The 22,519-nt window shown below is 71.8% G+C and carries 20 protein-coding genes and 1 tRNA gene; 10 read left to right on the top strand and 11 right to left on the bottom strand.

Going from position 1 to position 22,519, the window contains the following annotated elements:
* Nucleotides 1-168 precede the first annotated feature (168 nt).
* On the bottom strand, nucleotides 169-714 hold the full coding sequence (locus JOD48_RS14950; protein WP_191790819.1) for a ferritin: 546 nt from the start codon (nucleotides 712-714) through the stop codon (nucleotides 169-171).
* Nucleotides 715-875: 161 nt separating this feature from the next.
* On the opposite strand from JOD48_RS14950, the gene JOD48_RS14945 reads away from it, so the two are divergent.
* Both JOD48_RS14945 and rsrA read left to right on the top strand, forming a co-directional pair.
* The gene (locus JOD48_RS14945; RefSeq protein ID WP_372440752.1) at nucleotides 876-1,682 is read left to right on the top strand and encodes a sigma-70 family RNA polymerase sigma factor; all 807 of its coding nucleotides are present in this window, start codon (nucleotides 876-878) and stop codon (nucleotides 1,680-1,682) included.
* Nucleotides 1,679-2,002, top strand: a complete 324-nt coding sequence (gene rsrA, locus JOD48_RS19610; RefSeq protein WP_191790818.1) for a mycothiol system anti-sigma-R factor — start codon at nucleotides 1,679-1,681, stop codon at nucleotides 2,000-2,002. Before JOD48_RS14945 ends, rsrA begins: the two co-directional genes overlap by 4 nt.
* Before the next feature lie 190 nt (nucleotides 2,003-2,192).
* Here rsrA and JOD48_RS20305 read toward each other — a convergent pair whose 3' ends face one another.
* The gene (locus JOD48_RS20305) at nucleotides 2,193-2,267 is read right to left on the bottom strand and encodes a 50S ribosomal protein bL37 (protein WP_156968370.1); all 75 of its coding nucleotides are present in this window, start codon (nucleotides 2,265-2,267) and stop codon (nucleotides 2,193-2,195) included.
* Nucleotides 2,268-2,415: 148 nt separating this feature from the next.
* On the opposite strand from JOD48_RS20305, the gene JOD48_RS14935 reads away from it, so the two are divergent.
* Genes JOD48_RS14935 through JOD48_RS14925 form a run of 3 tightly spaced genes read left to right on the top strand, consistent with a single transcriptional unit; the run spans nucleotide 2,416 to nucleotide 4,912 of the window.
* Nucleotides 2,416-3,393, top strand: coding sequence for a DUF4097 family beta strand repeat-containing protein (locus JOD48_RS14935; protein ID WP_204809651.1), 978 nt, complete (start codon nucleotides 2,416-2,418; stop codon nucleotides 3,391-3,393).
* Nucleotides 3,393-3,995: a PadR family transcriptional regulator gene (locus JOD48_RS14930; RefSeq protein WP_191790816.1), complete on the top strand. Its 603-nt coding sequence runs from the start codon at nucleotides 3,393-3,395 to the stop codon at nucleotides 3,993-3,995. The genes JOD48_RS14935 and JOD48_RS14930 overlap by 1 nt, the downstream gene beginning before the upstream one ends.
* Nucleotides 3,992-4,912, top strand: a complete 921-nt coding sequence (locus tag JOD48_RS14925) for a DUF4097 family beta strand repeat-containing protein (RefSeq protein ID WP_204809650.1) — start codon at nucleotides 3,992-3,994, stop codon at nucleotides 4,910-4,912. Before JOD48_RS14930 ends, JOD48_RS14925 begins: the two co-directional genes overlap by 4 nt.
* Before the next feature lie 148 nt (nucleotides 4,913-5,060).
* Here JOD48_RS14925 and JOD48_RS14920 read toward each other — a convergent pair whose 3' ends face one another.
* Entirely contained in the window at nucleotides 5,061-5,666 is a 606-nt protein-coding gene (locus JOD48_RS14920; protein WP_307824175.1) for a GDSL-type esterase/lipase family protein, read from the bottom strand.
* Between the two features lie 88 nt (nucleotides 5,667-5,754).
* Nucleotides 5,755-6,669: an aldose 1-epimerase family protein gene (locus tag JOD48_RS14915; RefSeq protein WP_307824174.1), complete on the bottom strand. Its 915-nt coding sequence runs from the start codon at nucleotides 6,667-6,669 to the stop codon at nucleotides 5,755-5,757.
* A 148-nt stretch (nucleotides 6,670-6,817) separates the two neighbouring features.
* Between JOD48_RS14915 and JOD48_RS14910 the strand changes: the two genes are divergently transcribed.
* Nucleotides 6,818-7,813, top strand: coding sequence for an aldo/keto reductase (locus JOD48_RS14910; protein ID WP_204809648.1), 996 nt, complete (start codon nucleotides 6,818-6,820; stop codon nucleotides 7,811-7,813).
* Nucleotides 7,814-7,900: 87 nt separating this feature from the next.
* On the opposite strand, the gene JOD48_RS14905 is transcribed toward JOD48_RS14910, so the two are convergent.
* The 3 genes from JOD48_RS14905 to JOD48_RS14895 form a co-directional block, all read right to left on the bottom strand.
* The gene (locus JOD48_RS14905; protein ID WP_191790811.1) at nucleotides 7,901-11,761 is read right to left on the bottom strand and encodes a multifunctional oxoglutarate decarboxylase/oxoglutarate dehydrogenase thiamine pyrophosphate-binding subunit/dihydrolipoyllysine-residue succinyltransferase subunit; all 3,861 of its coding nucleotides are present in this window, start codon (nucleotides 11,759-11,761) and stop codon (nucleotides 7,901-7,903) included.
* Between the two features lie 255 nt (nucleotides 11,762-12,016).
* Nucleotides 12,017-13,171 (bottom strand): sensor histidine kinase, encoded by a 1,155-nt coding sequence (locus tag JOD48_RS14900; RefSeq protein WP_204809647.1) that lies wholly within the window; start codon nucleotides 13,169-13,171, stop codon nucleotides 12,017-12,019.
* Nucleotides 13,168-13,929, bottom strand: a complete 762-nt coding sequence (locus JOD48_RS14895) for a response regulator transcription factor (RefSeq protein ID WP_225227495.1) — start codon at nucleotides 13,927-13,929, stop codon at nucleotides 13,168-13,170. Before JOD48_RS14895 ends, JOD48_RS14900 begins: the two co-directional genes overlap by 4 nt.
* A 221-nt stretch (nucleotides 13,930-14,150) precedes the next feature.
* On the opposite strand from JOD48_RS14895, the gene JOD48_RS14890 reads away from it, so the two are divergent.
* The 3 genes from JOD48_RS14890 (at nucleotide 14,151) to JOD48_RS14880 (ending at nucleotide 17,735) form a co-directional block, all read left to right on the top strand.
* Nucleotides 14,151-15,614 (top strand): hemolysin family protein, encoded by a 1,464-nt coding sequence (locus JOD48_RS14890; RefSeq protein WP_204809646.1) that lies wholly within the window; start codon nucleotides 14,151-14,153, stop codon nucleotides 15,612-15,614.
* Entirely contained in the window at nucleotides 15,611-16,732 is a 1,122-nt protein-coding gene (locus tag JOD48_RS14885) for a hemolysin family protein (RefSeq protein ID WP_191790809.1), read from the top strand. The genes JOD48_RS14890 and JOD48_RS14885 overlap by 4 nt, the downstream gene beginning before the upstream one ends.
* 211 nt (nucleotides 16,733-16,943) lie before the next feature.
* Nucleotides 16,944-17,735: a M15 family metallopeptidase gene (locus tag JOD48_RS14880; protein ID WP_204809645.1), complete on the top strand. Its 792-nt coding sequence runs from the start codon at nucleotides 16,944-16,946 to the stop codon at nucleotides 17,733-17,735.
* Between the two features lie 9 nt (nucleotides 17,736-17,744).
* Here JOD48_RS14880 and JOD48_RS14875 read toward each other — a convergent pair whose 3' ends face one another.
* On the bottom strand, nucleotides 17,745-19,445 hold the full coding sequence (locus JOD48_RS14875; protein ID WP_204809644.1) for a cation:proton antiporter: 1,701 nt from the start codon (nucleotides 19,443-19,445) through the stop codon (nucleotides 17,745-17,747).
* Between the two features lie 221 nt (nucleotides 19,446-19,666).
* Between JOD48_RS14875 and JOD48_RS14870 the strand changes: the two genes are divergently transcribed.
* A complete protein-coding gene (locus JOD48_RS14870) occupies nucleotides 19,667-20,326 on the top strand; it encodes a hypothetical protein (protein ID WP_204809643.1) in 660 nt (219 codons plus the stop codon).
* A 41-nt stretch (nucleotides 20,327-20,367) separates the two neighbouring features.
* Here the strand turns inward: JOD48_RS14870 and JOD48_RS14865 are convergent, their stop codons facing one another.
* The 3 genes from JOD48_RS14865 to JOD48_RS14855 all read right to left on the bottom strand — a co-directional run bounded on the left by JOD48_RS14865 (nucleotide 20,368) and on the right by JOD48_RS14855 (nucleotide 22,389).
* Entirely contained in the window at nucleotides 20,368-20,994 is a 627-nt protein-coding gene (locus JOD48_RS14865) for a CYTH domain-containing protein (RefSeq protein WP_138823500.1), read from the bottom strand.
* 22 nt (nucleotides 20,995-21,016) lie between these two features.
* Nucleotides 21,017-22,180 carry a N(5)-(carboxyethyl)ornithine synthase gene (locus JOD48_RS14860; RefSeq protein WP_204809642.1) on the bottom strand — a complete coding sequence of 388 codons (1,164 nt, stop codon included), beginning with the start codon at nucleotides 22,178-22,180 and terminating at the stop codon, nucleotides 21,017-21,019.
* Between the two features lie 136 nt (nucleotides 22,181-22,316).
* Nucleotides 22,317-22,389: transfer RNA gene (locus JOD48_RS14855), tRNA-Arg, on the bottom strand.
* Nucleotides 22,390-22,519: the final 130 nt, after the last annotated feature.

Below are 22,519 nucleotides of genomic sequence, written 5' to 3'. Positions count from 1 at the left end.
GAGAGCGGCGGACACCGGGACGCTGGTGCCGTCCCCGGTCGACCCAGCCTGTCCCATCGCTGCTCAGCATGCCACCGGGCGTGCACCCTCGGGGTCGCACGCGCCGGCGAGCGGGGTGTTCGAGGGCGGAGCCGGGACCGGCCCGGCTCCGCCCGTGAGCTCGTCAGGTCAGAGCGCTCCGCCGGCCGCCTCGGGGGCGTCCGCGGACTCTCCGCCGTCCCCGATGGTCTCGCGGGCCACGTAGTTCTCGAGGTCGAACAGGTTCTCGCCGGCGCGGCGGGCGACCGTCAGGAGCGTCGTGGCGGACGCGACCTCCTCGACCTGCTCCTTGAGGAACCACAGCAGGAACTGCTCGCCCAGGGCGTCGCCCTCCTCGCGGGCCGCGCGGAAGATGGCCTCGATCTGGTCGGTGACCTGCTTCTCCTGGTCGAGCGCGAGCTGGAGAGGCTCGAGCACCGAGTCGAAGTCGTTGCGCACCGCGCCCGTGCCGGGGATCGAGATCTCCAGGTCACGGTCGAGGTGGTACTGGACGATCATCATGGCGTGGTTGCGCTCCTCGACCGACTGGCGGTAGAAGTGCGCGGCGAGCTGGGGCAGGTCGTGCGCGTCGAACCACACGGCGATCGCGATGTACTGCTGATGGGCGTCGAGCTCGTGGCCGACCTGCTCGCGCAGGAGGGTGCGGAACCGGGAGTCGGGAGTCGTGGTCGTCATGCGGTCACGCTAGCGAGGATCGCGCCCGAGTACACCCGATGGTTGCCTCCCCTCACTGAGCACAGGCTCGCCTGACCCTCCGCCCGCCCCGCGGAGGCGCGGGACCCGCGGCATCAGGCGGCTGCGGGAATGCCAGGGGGCACCCGGCGGTTGTGCTGAGCGTGACATGTGTACTGGAAGCGGAAGCGGCCGTCAGCGCCCCCGCCGCACCGAGCCTCGAGGTCGTGCCGTTCGGCGCGGTCGCACCTTCTGCGCTCTCGGCGGACACCCGACCGGCAGGAGGACTAGGCTCGTTGTCGATGACGGACCAGATCAGCAGCAGCGCAGGCGACCTCTCGGGCGCCGATGACGCCGAGGACACCCACCGGGCCCCCTCCACGGAGGACGACGCGGCCCGTTCGGCGCGCTTCGAGCGCGACGCGCTGGTGTACCTCGACCAGCTCTACTCGGCGGCGCTGCGCCTGACGCGCAACCCGACCGACGCGGAGGACCTGGTCCAGGAGACGTTCACCAAGGCGTTCGCGGCGTTCCACCAGTACCGCCCGGACACCAACCTCAAGGCGTGGCTCTACCGGATCCTCACCAACACGTTCATCAACAACTACCGCAAGAAGCAGCGCGAGCCGCTGCAGTCCGCGGCAGAGGACGTCGAGGACTGGCAGATCCACCGCGCGGCGTCGCACACGTCGCAGGGGTTGCGCTCGGCCGAGGCCGAGGCGTTGGACCGGCTCCCGGACTCCGACGTGAAGAAGGCTCTCCAGGAGCTGCCGGAGGACCGCCGGATGGCCGTGTACTACGCGGACGTCGAGGGCTTCCCGTACAAGGAGATCGCCGAGATCATGGGCACGCCGATCGGGACCGTGATGTCGCGGCTCCACCGTGGTCGGCACCAGCTGCGTGATCTCCTGAGCGACTACGCAAAGGACCGAGGACTGGTGGGGGCCAAGACCCCCGGAGGTGAGTCGTGAGTCAGCAGAACGTGGGCACGGAGGCGCAGGACGAGGTCATCGTGCCGATCCCCCACTCGACCGAGGGTGAGACCGAGTGCGAGCACGCGCTCAAGCACCTCTACGAGTACCTCGACTCGGAGATGACCTCCGACGACGAGGTGCGCATGCGTGCGCACGTCGCGCACTGCTCGCCGTGCCTGGCCGAGCTGAGCGCCGAGGAGCTGGTCAAGCAGCTCGTGCGCCGCTCGTGCCACGAGCAGGCTCCCGTCGAGCTTCGGCTGCGCATCCAGGCGCAGTTCACCGTACTGCGTACGACGACGGTCGTCGAGGGCATCTGACGCGCCGTCCGGGGGAGTGGCGCCGTCGGGCACCTCTCCGCTCCTGCGCGGGCCGGCGTCCCGTCGGCTGCGGCCGTGGCGGGCCGCCTCCCGAGAACGTCGAAAGGGCCCGTCCTCACCGAGGTGAGGACGGGCCCTTTCGTCGCACTCGCCCGCAGGGCGCGTGATCGCGGCCCTGGCGGGCTCGTGATCAGGCGTTGGGGCGCTTGCCGTGGTTCGCTGCGCTGCCCTTGCGGCTGCGACGCTTGCGTCCGCGCTTGCTCATGATTGCTCCTCACGCCGGATTCTGTCTGCTCCATGTTCCCACATCTGGGGCTTGTCCTGGTCCAAGACGCGATATATCGTGTGACCAGAAACGCGATACATCGCGTTCATGGGACCGGGTGGGACACCGCAGGAACGCGAGGAGAGACATGGCGACCGAGAACTGGACCGTGACCGGTCCGCAGACGATCGACGTCGGGCCCGTGGCCCGCCTCGACGCGAACCTGCTCAACGGACGCATCGACGTCGTGGTGCACGACGAGCCCGGCGTCCGCGTCGAGGTCCACTCGATCGAGGGGCGCCCGCTCGAGGTGCGTCTCGACGGCGACCGCCTCACGGTCGGGTACTCGCCCACGGGCGGCTGGCAGGGCTTCCTCGACTCGTTCCGCAACTACCGCGGCAAGGACCGCGCGGACGTCTACGTCGGCGTGCCCGCACACGTGCGGGTCAAGCTCGCGACCGTGCGCGGCGACGGCCTCGTCGCCGGCACCCAGGCGAAGGTCTCGGTCGCCACGGTCGGCGGTTCGGTCATGACGACGCAGACGACAGGCGCGGTCCGCGTCGACACGGTCTCGGGCGAGGTCACGGTCCGCGACCACGTGGGCACCCTCGTCATGGACTCCGTCTCGGGCGACCTCACGGCCTCCGGGGCGCTGACCGACGTCAAGCTCAACACCGTCTCCGGGAACGTCACGCTCGACTCGAGCGCCACGCCCGACGTGATGAACGTCAACGCGGTCTCGGCCGACGTCCTGGTGCGCGTCCCCGAGCCCGACGGCCTCGACTACACGCTGCGCTGCGTGAGCGGTCGTCTCGTGGTCGACGGCGTCGAGCACCGCGGCACGCCCGGCGGCGCCTACCGCCAGGCCGGCCCGTCCGGGACCCCGGGAAAGAAGCTCCAGGTCAACTCGGTCTCGGGGAACGTCACGGTGCTGCGCGGCGAGCCCGCGGACGCCGCCGCGTGGGACGGTCCCGCCGGTCAGGCCACCGGCACGGGCGCCCACCCGTGGTCGTACGACGACGCCCCGACCGACGCGTACCCGGGCTACGGCGCCCCGTGGGGCACGGCGGACAGCCGGGCGACGTGGACCGGCGGCGGGCCCGCGGACGGACCGGCGGACCGCTGATGGCCTCCGTCTTCGCCCACGGAGAGCTCCGGCTCTACCTCCTCGCGCTGCTCGAGTCCGGGCCCAAGCACGGCTACGAGCTCATGACCGAGCTGAGCGACCGCTTCGGGGGGACCTACCGCCCCAGCGCCGGCACCATCTACCCGCGCCTCGCCCGGCTCGAGGGGGAGGGCCTCGTGCGGCGCAGCGACAGCGCCCGCAAGTCCACGTACGAGCTCACGCCCGCCGGGAGGGCCGAGGTCGCGGCCCGCCGGGCGGACGTCGCGGCGCTCGAGGACGGGATCGCCCAGACCGTGCGCACCCGGGCGCACGCCCTGCGCGCCGACATCGAGGGCTCGATGCAGGGGCTGCGCGCCGAGCTCGCGGCCGCGGCCCAGGAGGCGCGTGTCCGCCCGCGACCCGCCGCCACCCCGGACCCTCGCCGCGGCGAGTCCTACGCCCGCCGTGTCGAGGCCGAGGCCATGGTGCAGCGGTTCCGCGACGACGTCCGCGCCGACCTCCGGCGAGCCGACGCGAGCAGCGCGGTCACCGAGCTGACGCTCGAGACGCTGCGGACGGTCCTGGACTCCGCCCGGCGGGCGGTCCGGGGGACGCTGCCGTGACCGGCGGCCCCGCGGCGGAGGGCCCGGCCGACCGGTACTGCCCGCACGACACGAACCAGCACGACACGAACCAGCACGACACGAACCAGCACCACACGCAGACGACGAAGGAGAACGACATGGGAACCGAGTCCTGGGTCATCGCAGCACCGCAGCAGATCGAGGTCGCCGACGTGGCGTCGCTCGTCGTGGGCCTGAACAACGGGGCGGTCGAGGTCGTGAGCGACCCGAGCCGCGAGTCCGGCGCGACCGTCGACGTGACCGACGTGAGCCCCCGGCCCCTGCGGGTCACCACGCACGCGGGCGAGCTGAAGATCGCGTACGACTTCGACGGCGTCGAGGGCGTCGTGGACCGGGTGCGCGGACTGAAGGACAAGGACACCGCGACACTGCGGGTCGTGCTCCCGGCGCACCTGCCCGTCAAGATCGCGACCGCGCGTGCGGCGGCGACCGTCAGCGGGACGCGCGCCCCCGTGTCGGTCACGACTGCCGACGGGGCGGTCACCGTGACCGACACCGTGGGTCCGCTCTCGGTCAAGACCGTCGCGGGCCGCGTCGCCGTCACCACGCACGACGGGGACGTCAAGGTCGGCACCGCCTCGGGCCGCGTCGAGGCCGAGGGCGCGCTCGGACGGGTCACGATCAGCACGGTCACCGGGGACGTGGTCGTGGAGGCCCGCGAGACGACACCTCTCGTGACCGCTAAGACCGTCTCGGGCGACGTCACGCTGCGACTGAGCGAGGGCGCGGGGGTCAACCTCAAGGCGCGCGCGGTCACGGGCAAGGTCGTGCTCGACGGCGCCCCCGTCCCCAGCGCGCAGTCCCGCACCACGTCCGTGGACCACTCCGAGGGCACGAGCGGCGCCTACGTGTCGGTCAGCACGGTCTCGGGCAACCTCACGGTCTCGCGGGGCTGACGACACCGGGCGGCCTGCGCCCGGAGACGTGACAGCGGCCTGCGGTCGCCCCTGCACGGGGCGGCCGCAGGCCGCTGTCGTCGCATCAGCCCGGTCCGGTCACCCTCGGCGGGCGGGAGCGTCGCCCTCGGCGGGCCGGACGCCCGGCCTACGTGACGTCGTCGGGCAGGCCGAGCCACGCGTGCCAGCCCGTGTGCAGGACGAGCCAGGCCATGAGGCCGTAACCCGCCTGGCCCGGGTACCCGCCGCCGCTCGTCGCGAGGTCCGCGAGCCACTGCTCGTGCGTGACCAGGGGCGTGAACGTGTCGACGTACGGGACGCGCCGCCGGTTGGCCACGTCCGCGAAGGCCGCCGAGAGCTCGGCGACCCGGTCGTTGTCCTCGGGACGGCCCGGCGGCGGGCCGACGACGAACGTCGGCAGACGACGGTGCTCGGCCACGTCCAGGACGTTCGCCAGGTTCAGGCGCGACCGCGCGACCGACAGGCCCGCGTCGAGGTCGTGACGGCCCAGGGCGAGGACGAGCCGGTTGTCGGCCTCGGGGTCGTGGTCGAAACGCCTGGTCGTCTCGGCGTCCCAGCGCTGGCTCATCGCCGTCGTCGTCTCGCCCGGGATCGCGAGAGGAAAGATCATCGCCGTCCCCGGGAAACGGGTGCGCGCGACCACGCGCCCGGCCCAGCCGAGGCCCTTGGCGTCGCCGACGCCCGCGCTCAGCTCGTCGCCGACCACGCAGATCCGTACTTCAGGTTCTCCCACGGTGATGTGCTCCTCGTTCGCTCGCGCACCATTGTCTGTCACGACCGGGCTCCCGTGCGGGATGTCCGGCCGGTCGGGCGGCATCGCGTCAGAGGAGCGTCGCACCCCACACGGCCTCGTGCGAGGCCCCGGGGGCGAGCCGGACGAGGCGCTCGCCCGTCCGGAACGCGTCCGCGACGCAGCTCATGGGCTCGGCCGCGACCCCCGTGCGCCGGTACCCGGCCGCCGAGACGTGGTCGCCGGTGCACACCTGCCACGTGCCCATCGAGGGGTCCATCCACACCGCTGCCGTGCGGCCGTCGGGAGCGGCCAGGCGCATCCAGGACAGGTCGTCCTCGTCCCGCAGGACGTCGACGTACGCGTCGTCGAGGTCGATGCCCGCGAGCAGGCGGGGCTCACGCAGGTCGTAGTCGCCCGCCGCGGGCTCGGTGCCCGTCGGCAGCAGCCGTTCGTCCGTGGTGACGCGCGTGCGCGCGTCGAGGCGCAGCGTGCACTCGTCGACCGATGCGTCGCCCGGGGACAGCCACGGGTGGAACCCGACGCCGTAGGGTGCGTCGGTCGTGCCCACGTTCGTCGTGCGGGCCGTGACGCGCAGCCCCGCGTCGCTCAGCGCGTACGTGACGCGGGCCACGAGGGCGAACGGGTAGCCGGGCGTGGGGACGAGGTGCAGCTCGAAGGTCACGGCCGAGGGGGACTGCTCGACGACGTCCCAGCGCTCCCAGCACACCAGGCCGTGGATGGCAGTGCTCCGCGGCACCTCGGTGACCGGGAGCTGGTGCTCGATCCCGTCGAACGTGTACTGCCCGTCGCGCAGGCGGTTGGGCCAGGGCAGCAGCACGGCCCCGTGCGACGCGGGGGCGATCTCGTCCTCGCCGAAAGGGGTGAAGACGTCCCGCCCGGCGACCGAGTACGTCCGGACGGTCGCACCGACCTCCGTGAGCGTGGCACGGTGGTCACCGTGCTCGATGTGGATCTGGGAACCGGAGGGCGGGTGGATGTTCACGATCACACACGTTACTGGGTGCGGAACGCCCGTCGAGCAGGGACAGTAGAACCCGGTTGCGCCACCCTCTCGGGGGCACGGCCCAGCGACGCACCGTACCCGGTCCTTCCGGGAGCGGGAGCACCACCCGCAGGACGAGGAGGAACACATGGAACGACGAGTGCTCGGACGCACCGGACGACTGGTCTCGGTCGTCGGGCTCGGCACCTGGCAGCTCGGGGCGGACTGGGGTGAGGTCAGCGAGGCCGACGCCCGCGCCGTGCTCGACGCCTCGGCCGAGTCGGGCGTGACGTTCTTCGACACCGCCGACGTCTACGGCGACGGCCGCAGCGAGGAGATCATCGGGTCCTACCTCGCGGACAACCCCGGCGCAGGCATCACGGTCGCGACCAAGATGGGCCGACGAGCCCCGCAGGAGCCCGCGAGCTACACGCTCGCGAACTTCCGCGAGTGGACGGACCGTTCGCGCCGCAACCTCCGCACCGACCGGCTCGACCTCGTCCAGCTCCACTGCCCGCCGTCGTCGGTCGTCGACGACGACGAGGTGTACGACGCGCTCGACACGCTCGTGGCCGAGGGGGCCGTCGCGGCCTACGGCGTGAGCGTCGAGACCGTCGACGAGGCGCTCGCGGCCATCGCGCGCCCCGGCGTCGCGACGGTCCAGATCATCCTCAACGCGTTCCGGCTCAAGCCCCTCGACGAGGTGCTCCCCGCGGCCTCCGAGGCAGGGGTGGGGATCATCGCCCGCGTCCCGCTGGCGTCGGGCCTGCTGTCCGGGAAGTACACGCGCGAGACGACGTTCGCCGAGAACGACCACCGGAGCTTCAACCGCGACGGCTCCGCGTTCGACGTCGGCGAGACCTTCTCCGGGGTCGACTTCGCGACCGGCCTCACCGCGGCGGGGGAGTTCACCGCGCTCGTGCACGACGTGCTCGGACCCGACGTGACCCCGGCCCAGGCCGCGATCGCCTGGATCTGGCAGCAGCCCGGTGTCTCGACCGTGATCCCGGGGGCCCGCAACGTCGACCAGGCCCGCGCCAACGCCGAGGCCGGCTCCGCGGAGGTGCTCGGCCCCCTCTTCGCGTCGGGCGTCCGGGAGATCTACGACCGCTACCTGCGCGAGCAGGTCCACGGCCGCTGGTAGACCTCCCGCGCGCACGACGAAGGCCGCCTCCCGTCTAGGGAGGCGGCCTTCGTCGTAGCCCTCAGGGGCTCAGCGTGCGGGTCCTGCTCAGCGGGCGAACGCCTGCTCGAGGAGGACGGCCTGCTGTGCCTGGTGCTTCTTGGCCGTACCGGCAGCGGTCGAGGCCGACGCGGGGCGTGAGACGACCCGGACGCGAGGCAGGTCCTCGGGCAGGTTCACGTGGACGAACGACCACGCACCCTGGTTCTCCGGCTCGTCCTGGACCCACACGACCTCGGCGCCCGCGTACTTGGCGAGCTCCCGGCGGATGCCGTCCACGTCGAGCGGGTAGAGCTGCTCGAGGCGGACGATGGCCGTCTTGTCGTCCCCACGCTTGGCGCGCTCGGCGACCAGGTCGTAGTAGACGCGGCCCGTGCAGAGCAGGACGCGGTCCACGGACGCGGGGTTCGCCGTCGGGTCCCCGAGCACCGGCTGGAACGTGCCGGTCGTGAAGTCCTCGACCCCGGACGCGGCCGCCTTGAGACGCAGCAGCTGCTTGGGCGTGAACACCACGAGCGGACGACGCGGGCGGGCGTACGCCTGCTGACGCAGCAGGTGGAAGTACGACGCCGGCGTGGAGGGCTGCGCGACCGTGAGGTTGTTCTCGGCGCACATCTGCAGGAAGCGCTCGATACGCGCCGACGAGTGGTCCGGCCCCTGCCCCTCGTAGCCGTGCGGCAGCAGCATGACGACCGAGGAGTTCTGGCCCCACTTCTGCTCGGCCGAGGAGATGAACTCGTCGATGACGGTCTGTGCGCCGTTGACGAAGTCGCCGAACTGCGCCTCCCACAGCACCAGGGCGTCAGGACGCTCGACCGAGTAGCCGTACTCGAAGCCGAGGGCCGCGTACTCGCTCAGCGAGGAGTCGTAGACCCAGAACTTCGCCTGGTCCGCCGACAGGTACAGCAGCGGGGTCCACTCGGCACCCGTCTCGCGGTCGTGCAGGACGGCGTGGCGCTGCACGAACGTGCCGCGACGCGAGTCCTGCCCGGCGAGGCGCACGGGCGTGCCCTCCACGAGCAGCGAGCCGAAGGCGAGCAGCTCGCCGTAGCCCCAGTCGATGCCGCCGTTGGCGGACATCTGGTTGCGCTTCTCGAGGAGCTGAGCCAGCTTGGGGTGGACCGTGAAGCCCTCGGGCGGCGAGACGTGCACCTGACCCACGCGCTCGATGATCGACTGGTCGATCGCGGTCTTCCACCCGACCATCGTGCCGGCGTCCTCACGCTGGGACTCAGGACGCTCCAGGCCCGCGACGGGCTCGGTCGCGGGCGACGGGGTGAAGCCGCCCTCCTTGGTCTCGGTGAAGACGCGCTCGAGCTGGGCCTGGTAGTCCTGCAGGACGTGCTCGGCCTCCTCGAGCGTGATGTCGCCGCGTGCGACGAGGTTCTCGGTGTAGAGCTTGCGCACCGAGCGCTTGGCCTCGATCAGGTTGTACATGAGCGGCTGCGTCATCGAGGGGTCGTCGCCCTCGTTGTGCCCGCGGCGGCGGTAGCAGATCATGTCGATGATCACGTCGCGGTCGAACTGCTCGCGGAACGCGAAGGCGAGCTCGGCGACGCGCACGCACGCCTCCGGGTCGTCACCGTTCACGTGGAAGATCGGGACCTGGTAGCCCTTGGCGACGTCGGTCGAGTAGAGCGTCGAGCGCGACGAGGACGGGCCCGTGGTGAAGCCGACCTGGTTGTTGATGATGACGTGGATCGTTCCGCCCGTGCGGTACCCGCGCAGCTGCGCGAGGTTCAGGACCTCGGGGACCACGCCCTGGCCCGCGAAGGCCGCGTCGCCGTGGATGAGGATCGGCAGGACGGAGAACCCGTCGCCGCCCAGGTCGATGCGGTCCTGCTTGGCGCGCACGATGCCCTCGAGCACCGGGTCGACCGCCTCGAGGTGCGAGGGGTTGGCCGCGAGGTAGACGCGCGTCTGCGCACCCGACTCGGCCGAGAACGTGCCCTCGGTGCCGAGGTGGTACTTGACGTCGCCCGAGCCCTGGACGCTCTTGGGGTCCTGGTTGCCCTCGAACTCCGCGAAGATCTGCGCGTAGCTCTTGCCCGCGATGTTCGCGAGGACGTTGAGGCGGCCACGGTGCGCCATGCCGATGCAGACCTCGTCGAGGCCGCCGTCGGCCGCCTTGGACAGCACCGCGTCGAGCAGCGGGATGACGGACTCGCCACCCTCGAGCGAGAAGCGCTTCTGGCCGACGAACTTGGTCTGCAGGAAGGTCTCGAAGGCCTCTGCGGAGTTCAGGCGGCGCAGGATCCGCAGCTGGTCCTCGCGCGGGGTGCGGGCGTACCCGGACTCGAGGCGTTCCTGGAGCCAGCGGCGCTGGGCGCGGTCCGCGAGGTGCATGTACTCGATGCCGATCGAGCGGCAGTACGAGTCGCGCAGCAGGCCGAGGATGTCGCGCAGCGTCGACTTGGTCTTGCCGCCGAACCCGCCCGTGGGGAAGGTGCGGTCCAGGTCCCACAGCGTGAGGTCGTGGGTCTGGACGTCGAGGTCCGGGTGCTTGCGCTGGCGGTAGGCGAGCGGGTCGGTGTCCGCCATGAGGTGGCCGCGCGAGCGGAACGAGTGGATGAGCTCGGCGATCTTGGCGGGCTTGGCGGCCTCGATCTCGGCGTCCGTCGTGTTGTCGCGGGTCCAGCGGACCGGCTCGTAGGGGATGCGCAGCGCAGCGAAGACGCGGTCGTAGAACCCGTCCTCACCGATCAGCTTGGTGCCGAGGATGCGCAGGAACTCGCCGGACTGGGCGCCCTGGATGATGCGGTGGTCGTAGGTCGACGTGATCGTCAGGACCTTCGAGACGCCGAGGCGCGCGAGCTGCTCGACCGAGGCGCCCGCGAACTCCGCGGGGTAGTCCATGGCGCCGACGCCGATGATCGTGCCCTGGCCCTGCATGAGGCGCGGGACCGAGTGCACGGTGCCGATGCCACCGGGGTTGGTGAGCGAGATCGTGGTGCCGGCGAAGTCGTCGACCGTGAGCTTGTTGCCACGAGCCCGGCGGACCAGGTCCTCGTAGGCCGCCCAGAACTGGGCGAAGTCCATCTGCTCGGCCTTCTTGACGCTCGGCACGAGGAGCTGGCGGGTGCCGTCCGGCTTGGCGAGGTCGATCGCGAGACCGAAGTTGACGTGCGCCGGGTTGTTCACCGCAGGCTTGCCGTCGAGCTGCGTGTAGCTCGCGTTCATGGCCGGCATCTCGCCGAGGGCCTCGACGAGCGCGTACCCGATGAGGTGCGTGAACGAGATCTTGCCGCCGCGCCCACGGGCGAGGTGGTTGTTGATCACGATGCGGTTGTCGACCATGAGCTTGGCCGGCACGGCGCGCACGGAGGTCGCCGTGGGGACCTCGAGGCTCGCCTCCATGTTCACGACGACGCGCGCGGCGGGGCCGCGCAGCTTCTGGACGTCGTCCGCGGCGTCGGGCGTGTCGGACTTCGACTTCGCTGCGGCGACCGCGGCGTACGGGGCCGTCGCCGGCTGTGCGGTCGCGACCGGGCGGTTGGCCTTCACGGCCGCGATCGCGGCGTTGACGGTCGGGTCGGCGGGGACCACGGGGGACTTGGGGCGCTGCGCCGACTCGCCGGCGGCCGAGCCGTCGGTCGCGGGGACGGCGGCCGTACGGGCCGGCGGCGTTGCCGGTGCGTTCGCCGGGATCTGGACCGCGGGGGCCGGGGTCGCGACGGGCTGCGTCGTGGTCCCGGCGACGGGGGCGGCGGGGGCGGCAGGCGTGCTGCTCCCGTTCACCTCGCTCGCCTTGTCCCCGGGACGGTAGTCCGCGAAGAACTCCCACCACGCGGGGTCGACCGCGTTCTTGTCCTTGAGGTATTGCTCGTAGAGCTCGTCGACGAGCCATTCGTTGGCGCCGAACACAGAACTTGCTGCGCTGATCGACTCTGACTCAGCCTTCGGGGACACGCGAGGATCGCCCACTTTCACCACTGATCGTCACTGGATATCGGGTACCTAGTCCGGAACCGGACCCGTCAAGCCTAGGCCCTCCCACCCGCTCGCCGAGGCCCTGGTCGGCGGAAATGTGCAGGGTGTCGGCCGGTTCTTCACGGGACGTCTGCCAGAGGCAAACAGGGGGGCAACAGCGACCTGTTCGCTGACCAAAGGTCAGGTCGTTTAGACCATCCCCGGGTATGGGCGCCACCGAGTGTGACGAAGATCTCACTCTGAGTCGTCCGCAGAGCGCCCTTCCTGGCCGGTCGGCCGAGGTGTCCCGGGATGTCCCAGGATCTCCGGAAGGTCGTCCGGCAGCCCCGTCGTGTGGGGCTGAGGACGGGCCGGGAAGGTCAGTCGCATGGTCGCGCCCTGCAGGGAGTCCGCGACCTCGATGCGGCCGCCGTGCAGGTCGACCGCCCAGCGGACGATCGCGAGCCCGATCCCGGTCCCCCCGGTCGACGAGTGGCCCTGCGAGGGGGCGTTGCCCCGCGCGAAGCGCTCGAAGATCCGCTCGCGGTCCTTCTTCGCGATGCCCGGTCCCTGGTCGATGACCTCGATCACCACGTCGTCGTCCACGGGGTAGGCCTCGAGGCGGATCTCGCCGTTCTGGGGCGAGTGCCGGATCGCGTTCTGGAGCAGGTTGGTGATGATCTGGCGCAACCGCTCGGGGTCCGCGGGCAGCGTCAGGTCCTCGGGGGTCACGTCGACCACGTACTGGAGCTGCTTGCCGGCCTCGACCATCGAGACGGCGTCGGCGTTCTCCTCCAGGAAGTCACCGAGCGGGATGTCCTGGAAGTTGAGGGCCGCGGCACCCGCCTCGATCCGGGACAGGTCCAGGAGGTACGTCACGAGGCGGGTCAGGCGCTCGGTCTGGGCGAGCGCCATCTCCATGGTCGCCGGGTTCGCCTCGCTCACGCCGTCGACGACGTTCTCGAGCTGGGCCTGGAGCGCCGCGATGGGGGTGCGCAGCTCGTGCGACACGTTCGCGATGAGCTCTCGCCGCATCTGGTCCGAGGACGCCAGGTCCTCGGCCATGATGTTGAACGCGACCGCGAGCTGGCCGACCTCGTCGCGGCTCGTCGCGCGCACGCGGCGGGTGTAGTCGCCGTCGGCCATGGACTGCGCGGCCGCCGTCATCTCGCGCAGGGGCGAGGTCATGCCGCGCGCCAGGATCTGCGTGAGCAGGAGCGAGAGCACGATCGCGAGGGGGAACGTGCGGGTCGGGCCGAGCTTGTTCTGCTGCCCGAGCCACGTGATGAGGACCGCGAGCGTGACGGTCGCGAAGACCAGCACGCCGAGCTTGATCTTGAGCGACCGGAACGAGTCGAGGGGCCGGACGTCCGGGAGGTGGGGGCGGATGGTCCGGGGGCCGGAGGTCACGCGACCGGGGGCTCGAACGCGTACCCGACCCCGTGGACCGTGCGGATCAGGTCCGGTCCGAGCTTGCGGCGCAGCGCCTTGATGTGGGAGTCGACCGTGCGGGTCCCGCTCGCGTCGGCCCAGTCCCAGACCTCGGCGAGGAGACGCTCGCGCGTGAGGACGGTCTTGGGCGAGCTGGCCAGCATGACGAGCAGCTCGAACTCGGTGGGGGTCAGGTGGACCTCCTCGCCCGCGCGGTGCACGCGCCGCTGGGCGCGGTCGATCACGACGTCGCCCACGACCATGGGCGGGTCCGTGGGGGTCGACGTCGCCGCCTGGGCCGCGCGGTCGACGCGCCGCAGGAGCGCCTTGACCCGGGCGACCAGCTCGCGCATCGAGAACGGCTTGGTCATGTAGTCGTCGGCGCCGACCCCGAGCCCGATGAGCATGTCCGTCTCGTCGTCGCGCGCCGTCAGCATGAGGATGGGGACGGGCTGCTCGGCCTGGATGCGGCGCGTGACCTCGAGGCCGTCGATGCCCGGCAGCATCACGTCGAGCACGATCACGTCGGGTCGCAGGCGGGTCGCGGCCTCGACGCCCGAGAGCCCGTCGCGTGCGACCTCGACGCGCCAGCCCTCGGCGCTCAGGCGCTGGGCGATGGCCGTGGCGATCGCCGGCTCGTCCTCGACGACGAGGATGTTCGCGGACTGCGCGGGTGTGCCTGCGGGACCACCAGCGCTCGTCGCGCCGGTGCCGGTGGGGAATGCGCTGGCTGTCATGGCACCAGCGTGGCACAAAGGGGGCGACGATGGTCGCACGACGGACGGAAGATCGGCCGGTGTCCGTGGTGTTCCGGTGGGCGTTCGGTGCTGGTCAGGTGCTCGTCCGGTGCTGGCCAGGAGCCGGGAGCCGCGTCCCCGCTCCGGATGGACGCCGCGCCTTGGCCCGATAACATCGTCTCCACGATGAAGAGCGCACCCCGATATCCGTGGAGCACCCCGTGGTAGGCGACTGGTTGATGGTCGCGCTGGGGGTGCTCCTGACCGCAGGTACCGCAGTCTTCGTGGCGAGCGAGTTCTCCCTCGTGACCCTCGACCCCGCCGTCCTGGCCAGGCCGGGGAGCGATGAGGACGACGACGCCGACGTCGCCGGGCATGGCACGGCGCGAGGTGCAGCGCCGGACGGCGTGCGCGAGGCGGACGTCCCCGGGACGCAGGCGCGCAGCAGCCGCCGCGACCGCAGCGTCCGGGCCGGTCTCAAGCACCTGTCGACCGAGCTCTCCTCGGCGCAGGTCGGCATCACCATCACGACCATCCTGCTCGGCTACACGGCCCAGCCGGCCCTCCAGAACCTCATCGGCGACGCCCTCGGGAGCACGGCCCTCGGCGCGAGCGCGGCCACGGTCCTGGCGGTGGTCCTGGCGCTCGTCGTCGTGAACCTCTTCTCGATGCTCTTCGGCGAGCTCATCCCCAAGAACTTCGCGCTGTCGACCCCGTACGCGACGGCCCGCCAGGTCGTCCCGGTCCAGCGGCAGTTCACCAAGCTCTTCCGCCCGGTCATCTCGGTGCTCAACGGTTCGGCGAACGCGATCCTGCGCCGCATGGGCGTCGAGCCGCGCGAGGAGCTGTCGGGCGCGCGCTCCGCGTCCGAGCTCGCGGCCCTCGTCAAGCGGTCGGCCCAGGAGGGCACCCTGAACACCTCGGTGGCCACGCTCCTGACCAACTCGATCGAGCTCGACGAGCTCAGCGCGGTCGACGTCATGACGGACCGCATGCGCATGGTGGTCCTGCGTCGCGACGACACGGCGGAGGACGTCGTGGCGCTCGCCCGTACCTCGGGGCACTCCCGTTTCCCCGTGATCGGTGAGGACCGCGACGACGTGCTCGGCCTGGTCCACCTGCGCCGTGCCGTGGGGGTGCCGCACGAGCGTCGCGCCGAGGTGCCCGCAGCCGCGCTCATGGTCGACGCCCCGCGCGTCCCGGAGACGGTCGCGCTGGGGCCGCTTCTCGTCGAGCTGCGCGGGTTCGGCCTGCAGATGGCCGTGGTCGTCGACGAGTACGGCGGGACGTCGGGGGTCGTGACCCTCGAGGACGTGGTCGAGGAGCTCGTGGGGGACGTCGCGGACGAGCACGACCCCCGACGGGCCGGGGTGGCCCGCGGGACCGACGGCTCGTGGATCGTGCCGGGGGTCATCCGGCCGGACGAGCTCCGCGAGTCGACGGCGCTCGAGGTCCCCGAGGACGGTGCGTACGAGACCTTGGGCGGGCTCGTCATGGCCGACCTGGGCCGGGTGCCCGAGGTCGGTGACGAGGTCCGCGCCGGCGACGTCGTGCTGCGGGTCGAGGCCATGGAGGGGCGCCGCGTCGAGCGTCTGCGGGTGCGAGTGCTCGCGCCGCCCGGACCCCCGCCGGGCGCGGCCCCGCGCGCGGGCGGCTCCCCCCGGACGCCTGGAGGTGCGCGATGAGCTCGACCGCAGCCCTTCTCCTGGGCCTGTTCCTCCTGGCCGCGAACGCGTTCTTCGTGGGCGCGGAGTTCGCGATCATCTCCGCCCGGCGCAGCGCGATCGAACCGCTCGCGGCGCAGGGCAACCGCCGGGCGCAGACGGTCCTGTGGGCCATGGAGCACGTCTCGCTCATGCTCGCGTGCGCCCAGCTCGGCGTCACGGTGTGCTCGGTGGGGCTGGGTGTCGTCGCGGAGCCGGCCGTCGCGCACCTCATCGAGGTGCCCTTGCACGCCCTGGGTGTGAGCCCGTCGCTGACGCACCCGATCGCCTTCGTGATCGCGCTGGCGATCGTGGTCTACCTGCACGTCGTGCTCGGCGAGATGGTCCCCAAGAACCTCGCGGTGTCGGGACCGGAGAAGGCCGTCATGTGGTTCGGTCCGCCGCTCGTCGTGCTGGGCCGCATCCTCAGGCCGATCATCGTCTCGCTCAACTGGCTCGCGAACCACGTGGTGCGCTGGACCGGGGTGGAGCCCAAGGACGAGGTCGCGTCGGTCTTCACGGCCGAGCAGGTGCAGTCGATCGTGGAGCACTCGCAGGCCGAGGGGCTCCTGCAGGACGAGCAGGGCCTGCTCTCGGGGGCCATCGAGTTCTCGGAGCGCACGGCGGCCGAGGTCATGGTGCCGGTCGACCGTCTCGTGACGGTGGTCGAGGGGTGCACGCCCGACGAGATCGAGCGCCTGGTCGCCAAGACGGGGTTCAGCCGTTTCCCGGTGGCCGACGTGCACGGCGAGCTCGTGGGGTACCTGCACCTCAAGGACGTGCTGTACGCGAGCGGTGAGGACCGCTTCCGGCCGGTGCCGTCGTGGCGGGTGCGCGCGCTCGCGACGGCCGAGCCGGGCGACGAGATCGAGGACACCCTGCGCGCCATGCAGCGCTCGGGCGCGCACCTGGCGCGCGTGGACGAGGGGACCTCGGAGCGCGAGGGCGGCGTCTCGGACGGCTCGGTCGTCGTGACCGCGCTGCCCGACGGCGCCGCACCGGACCGCGGTCCGGGCGCTCTGGGCGTCGTCTTCCTCGAGGACATCCTGGAGGAGCTCGTCGGCGAGGTGCGGGACGCGATGCAGCGGCGCGTGCACTGAGCGGGTCGCCTCGGGCCGCCCGCAGCTCGTTGAGCAGGGGACTTGGCTTCCCACGCGCCCACGGATATCGTGTCCGATGCTTCGTCTCGCACGGTTCCTCCGGTACAGGAGGCTCATCCCTTCTGCGAGGTGCGGCGTTCATGTCGTCAGTGCCGCCCTGGCCACCGTGAGGTGTCCGGGTGGTTCTTCGAGCGGAGGTCCGGTGGAGTCGATGTCGACGTCCCAGTCCTCCGACTCCCGGCGCGCTCGGCGCGAGGCGGAGACCGGGCACAGGGGACGTCGTCGGGCGGAGATCCCCTCTCATCAGCGCTGGGCCCCTCGCATGGCGGTCCTCGGGACGCTCGCGGTCGCTACCATCGCCATGCCGCTCTCGGCCGGTGCGCAGGACGGCCCGGCGGCCCCCTTCGGGCCGGACGGCAGGCCGACCGGCCCGAGCGCGCTTGACCTCGTGAACAACCCGACCGCGGCCGAGGCCACGTCGGAGTACGTCGCGTCGGCTCCGAAGATCGACGGCCGGACCCAGGCCGCGAGCCGTTCGGTCGAACGTGCCCCGCTGCCCGACTGCGACCCGACGGTCAAGGTCACGAGCGCCAACGGCAAGCTCACGGGCCACGAGCTGTGCGACCTGTGGCAGCCGGGCGAGTCGTTGCGTCCGGACGCGGCGGTGGCGCTGTCGGCCATGAACGAGGCCTTCCGGTCGACGTTCGGCCGTGACATGTGCCTGGTCTCGAGCTACCGGACGATCGCCTCGCAGGTCTCCCTCAAGGGGTCGCGCGGGGCGTTCGCCGCCAAGCCGGGGACCTCGTTCCACGGCTGGGGCCTCGCGATCGACCTGTGCTCGAGCGAGACGGGGAACCGCGAGGTCTACTCGTGGATCAACAAGAACGGCGGTCTGTACGGCTGGGCCAACCCGTCGTGGGCCAAGCGTGGCGGTGGCGGCGCCTACGAACCGTGGCACTTCGAGTTCACCGAGGGTGTCGTCGAGCACGGTGGCCTTCTCTGACGGGTCCCGTCAGATCCGGTTGACCCAGGACTCGGCCAGCGCCTCGGCCTCGATGTCCAGCTCGCGCAGGATCCTGCGCATCACGGCCTCGTTGAGGCGTCCCGCGTCGCGCTCGTCGACCAGCACCTGTCGCTGAGCCCTGTTCATGTCGGCGCGCAGCGCGTTGAGCCGCCGAAGGTCCTCCGACCGGTCGCCGGGCCGGGCGACGGGGAAGGCGCGTCCGCCCGTGGGGCGCGCCCGGACGGGGGCCTGCTCGACCGGTTCCTCGGCCTCGGACTCGGGGGACAGGAGACGGGCCGCGGCCTGGGCGCGACCGACGATCGCGGCGGACATCGCCGCTCGGGTGGCCTCGGCCTTCTCCTCCCCGATCACGGGTGCCCACTCCTTCGTGGCGTGCGCGATGGCCTCGGCCTGCGCCTCGGCCATGAGCCGGCGGACCCGTGCCTCCTCGGCGGCGTCGCTCGCGGCCTCGTCCTCTCCGCCGACGCCGAGCGCCCGGATGACCCAGGGCAGCGTCACGCCCTGCAGGAGGAGCGTGCCGATCGCGACCGTGAAGGCCGCGAGCTGGATCGTGGCCCGGCCGGGGAACTCTGCGCCGCCGAGCGTCGCGGGGATCGCGGCCGCGGCGGCGAGCGTGACGACACCGCGCATGCCTGCGGACGAGACGACGAGGGACTCGCGCCAGTCGAGCCGGTCGCCGCGCGCGCGTCTCGACCCGGGCAGGTGCACACGGTCGAGCCAGGAGGTCGCGAAGACGTAGACGGGCCTGATCGCCATGGTCGTGGCGAGGGCTGCGAGCGACACCCAGACCGCCGTCCTGAGCCCTTCGTCGGAGTCCACGACGGTCTCGACGACGGACTTGAGCTGGAGCCCGATGAGCGCGAACGTGATGGCCTCGAGCAGCAGGTCGAGGCTGTCCCACAGCGGTTCCTCGACGAGTCGTGTCTCGTAGCCCGCGGTCGGGGCCGTGTGGCCCAGGTAGAGGCCTGCGGCGACCACGGCCAGCACCCCCGACCCGCTGAGCTCCTCGGCGATCCAGTAGGCCGCGAAGGGGAGGATGATCCCGGCGACGCTCGTCAGGAGGGGGTCGGCGAGCCGCAGGCGGGCGGCATGCATCCCGATGCCCATGACGAGCCCGACGCCCACGCCGACCACGACGGCGAGCGTGAAGACCCCGATGCCCTCGGTCCACACCCAGGCACCCGTCGCGACGCCGGCGAGGGCGACCTTGTACAGCGTGAGGGAGGTCGCGTCGTTGATGAGGCTCTCGCCTCCGAGCAGGGTCATGACCCGGCGGGGCAGCCCGAGCCGTCGGCCGACCGCGGCCGCGGAGACCGCGTCGGGTGGAGCGACGACGGCGCCCAGCACGAGCGCCGCGGCGAACGGCAGGTCGGGGAGCAGGAGCGTCGCGACCCAGGCGACCGCCAGGGCGGTGACGATCACGAGCCCGACCCCGAGGCGCACGATCGCATGGAGAGACGTGCGGAAGTCCTGGTAGGAGCTGCCGGTGGCGGCCGAGAAGAGCAGCGGCGGCAGGATGATGCCCAGCAGGACCTCGGGGCTCAGCTCGATGTGCGGGACGACGGGGATCAGCGAGACGCCCAGGCCCACGGTGACGAGCAGGAGGGGAGCGGGCAGGTCCCAGTGCCGGGCGACGGCCGTGACGGCCAGCGCACCGGTGATGAACAGGAGTACGACGGCCTCGTCCATGCCCTGCATTCTCCGTCGGGTCGGTCGGGACGGCGCGGGAGGGACGTCCGACGGCGTGTTGCCCCCCGGATACGCACCGCACCGGGTCGTCAACCACCTCTTGACAGAGCACCCGTGTCAAGCCAGGGTTGACGCATGGCTACCCGAAGATCTCCCTTCACCGACCAGCCCGCCGTCGCGACCGTCGCTCCGGCGTCGGTCATCGACGAGAGTCGCGAACCGTGAGCGGGGCACCCGTCTGGGGCAGCCTCGAACCCCGCGACGACGACCGGACGCTCGACGACCTGCTCGCCGAGGCCGTGACCGCTGCGGACCCGGGCATCGGCGACCGCATCACGACGGACCCCGGTGCGCACCTCGAGCTCGTCGCCCTCACGGCGCGCGCGAGCACCTCGGCCGAGTCGCTCCTCGCGACGGCCGTGTCGTCGGCGCGCTCGGCAGGGCACAGCTGGGAGGCGATCGGCACGACCCTGGGGATCTCGCGGCAGGCCGCGCAGCAGCGCTTCGGGCGACCCGTCGGGGCGGCCGCGCCGGGGACAATCCAGGACCTCGTCGGGGGCGCGGAGGTCGGCGACACCCGGATCCTGGCGCCCGTCACGGCCGTGACCGAGATGGCGGCGCTCGAGGCCTACGGGCGCGAGGGGTGGCGCTCGACGGGGTTCGGAGCGGGCTTCCACCGGCTCGTGCGCACCACGACGCAGTGGGAGCACGCGCGCGTGTACGTCCTGGGGGCGAGCCGGTTCGGGCTCGAGGCCGACGGGTGGGAGCGGATCGGGACATGGTTCCCGTGGGTCTACTACGCGCGCAGCCTGGGGATCGCCCCCGTCGGAGGAGACCGTGACGTCGTGGACGGCCCGCGCCTCGTGGGCGACGGGGCCTGAGCGGGGCGCGCCCGGTCCCGCCGGGCGCGCCCCTGCCCGGGCTACTCCCCGGGCAGGTGGGCGTTGTGCCCGAAGTCCTGCCGGAACCGTGGCCCGGAGACCGCGAGCTCGGCGGCGAACGACCCCGCCCACGCCGAGTACGGGGTGTGCGAGAGCGAGTCGTTGGAGAACCGGCGGTCGTCGGTGATCTCGGTGACGCAGAACGCCGGGATCTGGAGGTCCACGACGGGGCCCGAGCGTTCGCACTCCGCGACGACGAGCGGGTGGTTGGCGCCGCCGAACACGTCGATGACCCAGCCGTCCGCCCCGAGCCATGCCGAGTAGCGGGTCTTGACGATGCGCCCGCCACCACGACGGATCATCTCGACCCCGACGTTGACGTCGATCTCCCGCTCGGCCTCGTACCGGGTGCCCCCGACCGTGGGTCCCTTGACCGTGAGCGCGCAGAAGTCGAACGCGTACCGGTCCAGGACGCTCAGTGGAGAGGTGCTGCCGCTGAGCGCGGCGGCCGTCGCGCTCGCCTGGGCGCGCAGCCGCAGCGCGTAGCCGTCCTCGGCCAGGTAGTAGCTCTGCACGATGAGCGCGGGCGCGTCGAGCAGGTCGACCGGGACGTCCTTCACGAGGAAGCGACGCTCGAACTCGAAGTCTCCGTTACCACCGTCCGTCATAGGACATACCGTACGCGGTCGCTCACGGCTGGGCCGGGAGCGGGAGGTGCGGGTACGTGGCCTCGCGGTGCTGGAACTCGAGCACGGCAGGGTTGAGGACGACGCCGTCGCGCACCTCGATCGCGCGGCGGACCGTCTCGTTCGCCTCCCAGCCCGTCGGGCCGGCCATGACCGCGGGGAGGAACGGCAGGACTGCCGAGCTGATCTCCCACGTCGCCGAGTTCCACAGGTACGAGGGGCTGTGGTCGACCGCGTAGTAGTTGATGTTCTCCCCGACCGTGACCAGAGGGTCGGCGAACGTGGTCGATCGCGCCCAGTCGAACGCCATGCCGTCGTCGCACGACACGTCGACGATCAGGCTGCCCGGCCGGAACGCCCCCAGGTCGGAGGTGCGCAGGTAGAGCAGGGGCGCGTTGGGGTCCTGGAGGGTGCAGTTGACGACGATGTCGCTCTCGGCGAGGAACGGGGCGAGCGGCAGACGGCCCTCGTCGGTGATGACCTCGCTGAGGTACGGCGCGTCGTCGTGGTCGAACTGCACGATCTGCGCCGAGTGGATCGGTGCCGCGACCGCCGCGACCCGGCGGTTGGTGAGCACGCGGACGTCGTGGACCCCGTGCGCGTTGAGGGCCGTGACCGCCCCGCGCGCCGTGGCGCCGAAGCCGATGACCACGGCGGTCAGACGCCTGCCGTAGTCGCCCGTCGACCCGCACAGCGCGAGCGCGTGCAGCACCGAGCAGTAGCCCGCCATCTCGTTGTTCTTGTGGAAGACGTGCAGGCCGAACCCGCCGTCGGACGCCCAGTGGTGCATGGCCTCGAAGGCCACGAGCGTGAGCCGCTTGTCGATCGCGAGCTGGGTCAGCTCGCGGTCCTGGACGCAGTGCGGCCAGCCCCACAGGGTCTGGCCGGGGCGCAGGTCGTGCAGGTCCTCGAGCTGGGGCTTGGGCAGCAGGATCACGTCGGCGGCCGCGATGACCTCGGTGCGGGTGCCCAGGGAGCGGACCCACGGCGCGATCTGCTCGTCGCTCACCCCGAAGCGGTCGCCGTAGCCGTGCTCGACGACGATCCGCGACCGGAGCTCGGGGGCGATGCGCTCGAGGTGGTCGGGGTGGAGGGGGAGCCGGCGCTCGTCGGGCTTCCGCGACGTCCCGAGGAGGCCGAGGATGGTGTCGTTCGATGCTGTTGTCACGCTTGTCCCGTCAACGAGACCACGGTGGCCCAGTAGTGCGGACGCTACACGGGTGCGGGGGAGGCGCCGACCACACGGACAGGTCGCGGGCACGACGAAGCCCCTGGACCGAGGGGTCCAGGGGCTTGGTCTGCGGTGCCCTCGATAGGACTCGAACCTACGACCTTCTGCTCCGGAGGCAGACGCTCTATCCACTGAGCTACGAGGGCAACATGCGTTCGCTCTGACGAGCATCCGGCACGGTGCACGAGACTACCAGTCTCCGGCGGGTTCGTGCTCCCACCTGCCGAGAGCCGTCCCGGACGACCGGCCCGCGCGGTAGCGGGGTGACCGGACTCA

Origin of the sequence: Oerskovia paurometabola, assembly GCF_016907365.1 — a bacterium.
In the GTDB taxonomy this organism is placed as follows: Bacteria; Actinomycetota; Actinomycetes; order Actinomycetales; family Cellulomonadaceae; genus Oerskovia; species Oerskovia paurometabola.
Note: the sequence above shows the minus strand (reverse complement) of the source record. Positions and strands in the feature narration are given on the sequence as shown.

Excerpts from the sequence above, each read along its gene's own strand:
- JOD48_RS14950 (WP_191790819.1), bottom strand. The coding sequence starts at position 714 with ATGACGACCACGACTCCCGACTCCCGGTTCCGCACCCTCCTGCGCGAG.
- JOD48_RS14935 (WP_204809651.1), top strand. The coding sequence starts at position 2,416 with ATGGCGACCGAGAACTGGACCGTGACCGGTCCGCAGACGATCGACGTC.
- JOD48_RS14930 (WP_191790816.1), top strand. The coding sequence starts at position 3,393 with ATGGCCTCCGTCTTCGCCCACGGAGAGCTCCGGCTCTACCTCCTCGCG.
- JOD48_RS14910 (WP_204809648.1), top strand. The coding sequence starts at position 6,818 with ATGGAACGACGAGTGCTCGGACGCACCGGACGACTGGTCTCGGTCGTC.
- JOD48_RS14895 (WP_225227495.1), bottom strand. The coding sequence starts at position 13,929 with ATGACAGCCAGCGCATTCCCCACCGGCACCGGCGCGACGAGCGCTGGT.
- JOD48_RS14885 (WP_191790809.1), top strand. The coding sequence starts at position 15,611 with ATGAGCTCGACCGCAGCCCTTCTCCTGGGCCTGTTCCTCCTGGCCGCG.
- JOD48_RS14880 (WP_204809645.1), top strand. The coding sequence starts at position 16,944 with ATGTCGACGTCCCAGTCCTCCGACTCCCGGCGCGCTCGGCGCGAGGCG.
- JOD48_RS14875 (WP_204809644.1), bottom strand. The coding sequence starts at position 19,445 with ATGGACGAGGCCGTCGTACTCCTGTTCATCACCGGTGCGCTGGCCGTC.
- JOD48_RS14865 (WP_138823500.1), bottom strand. The coding sequence starts at position 20,994 with ATGACGGACGGTGGTAACGGAGACTTCGAGTTCGAGCGTCGCTTCCTC.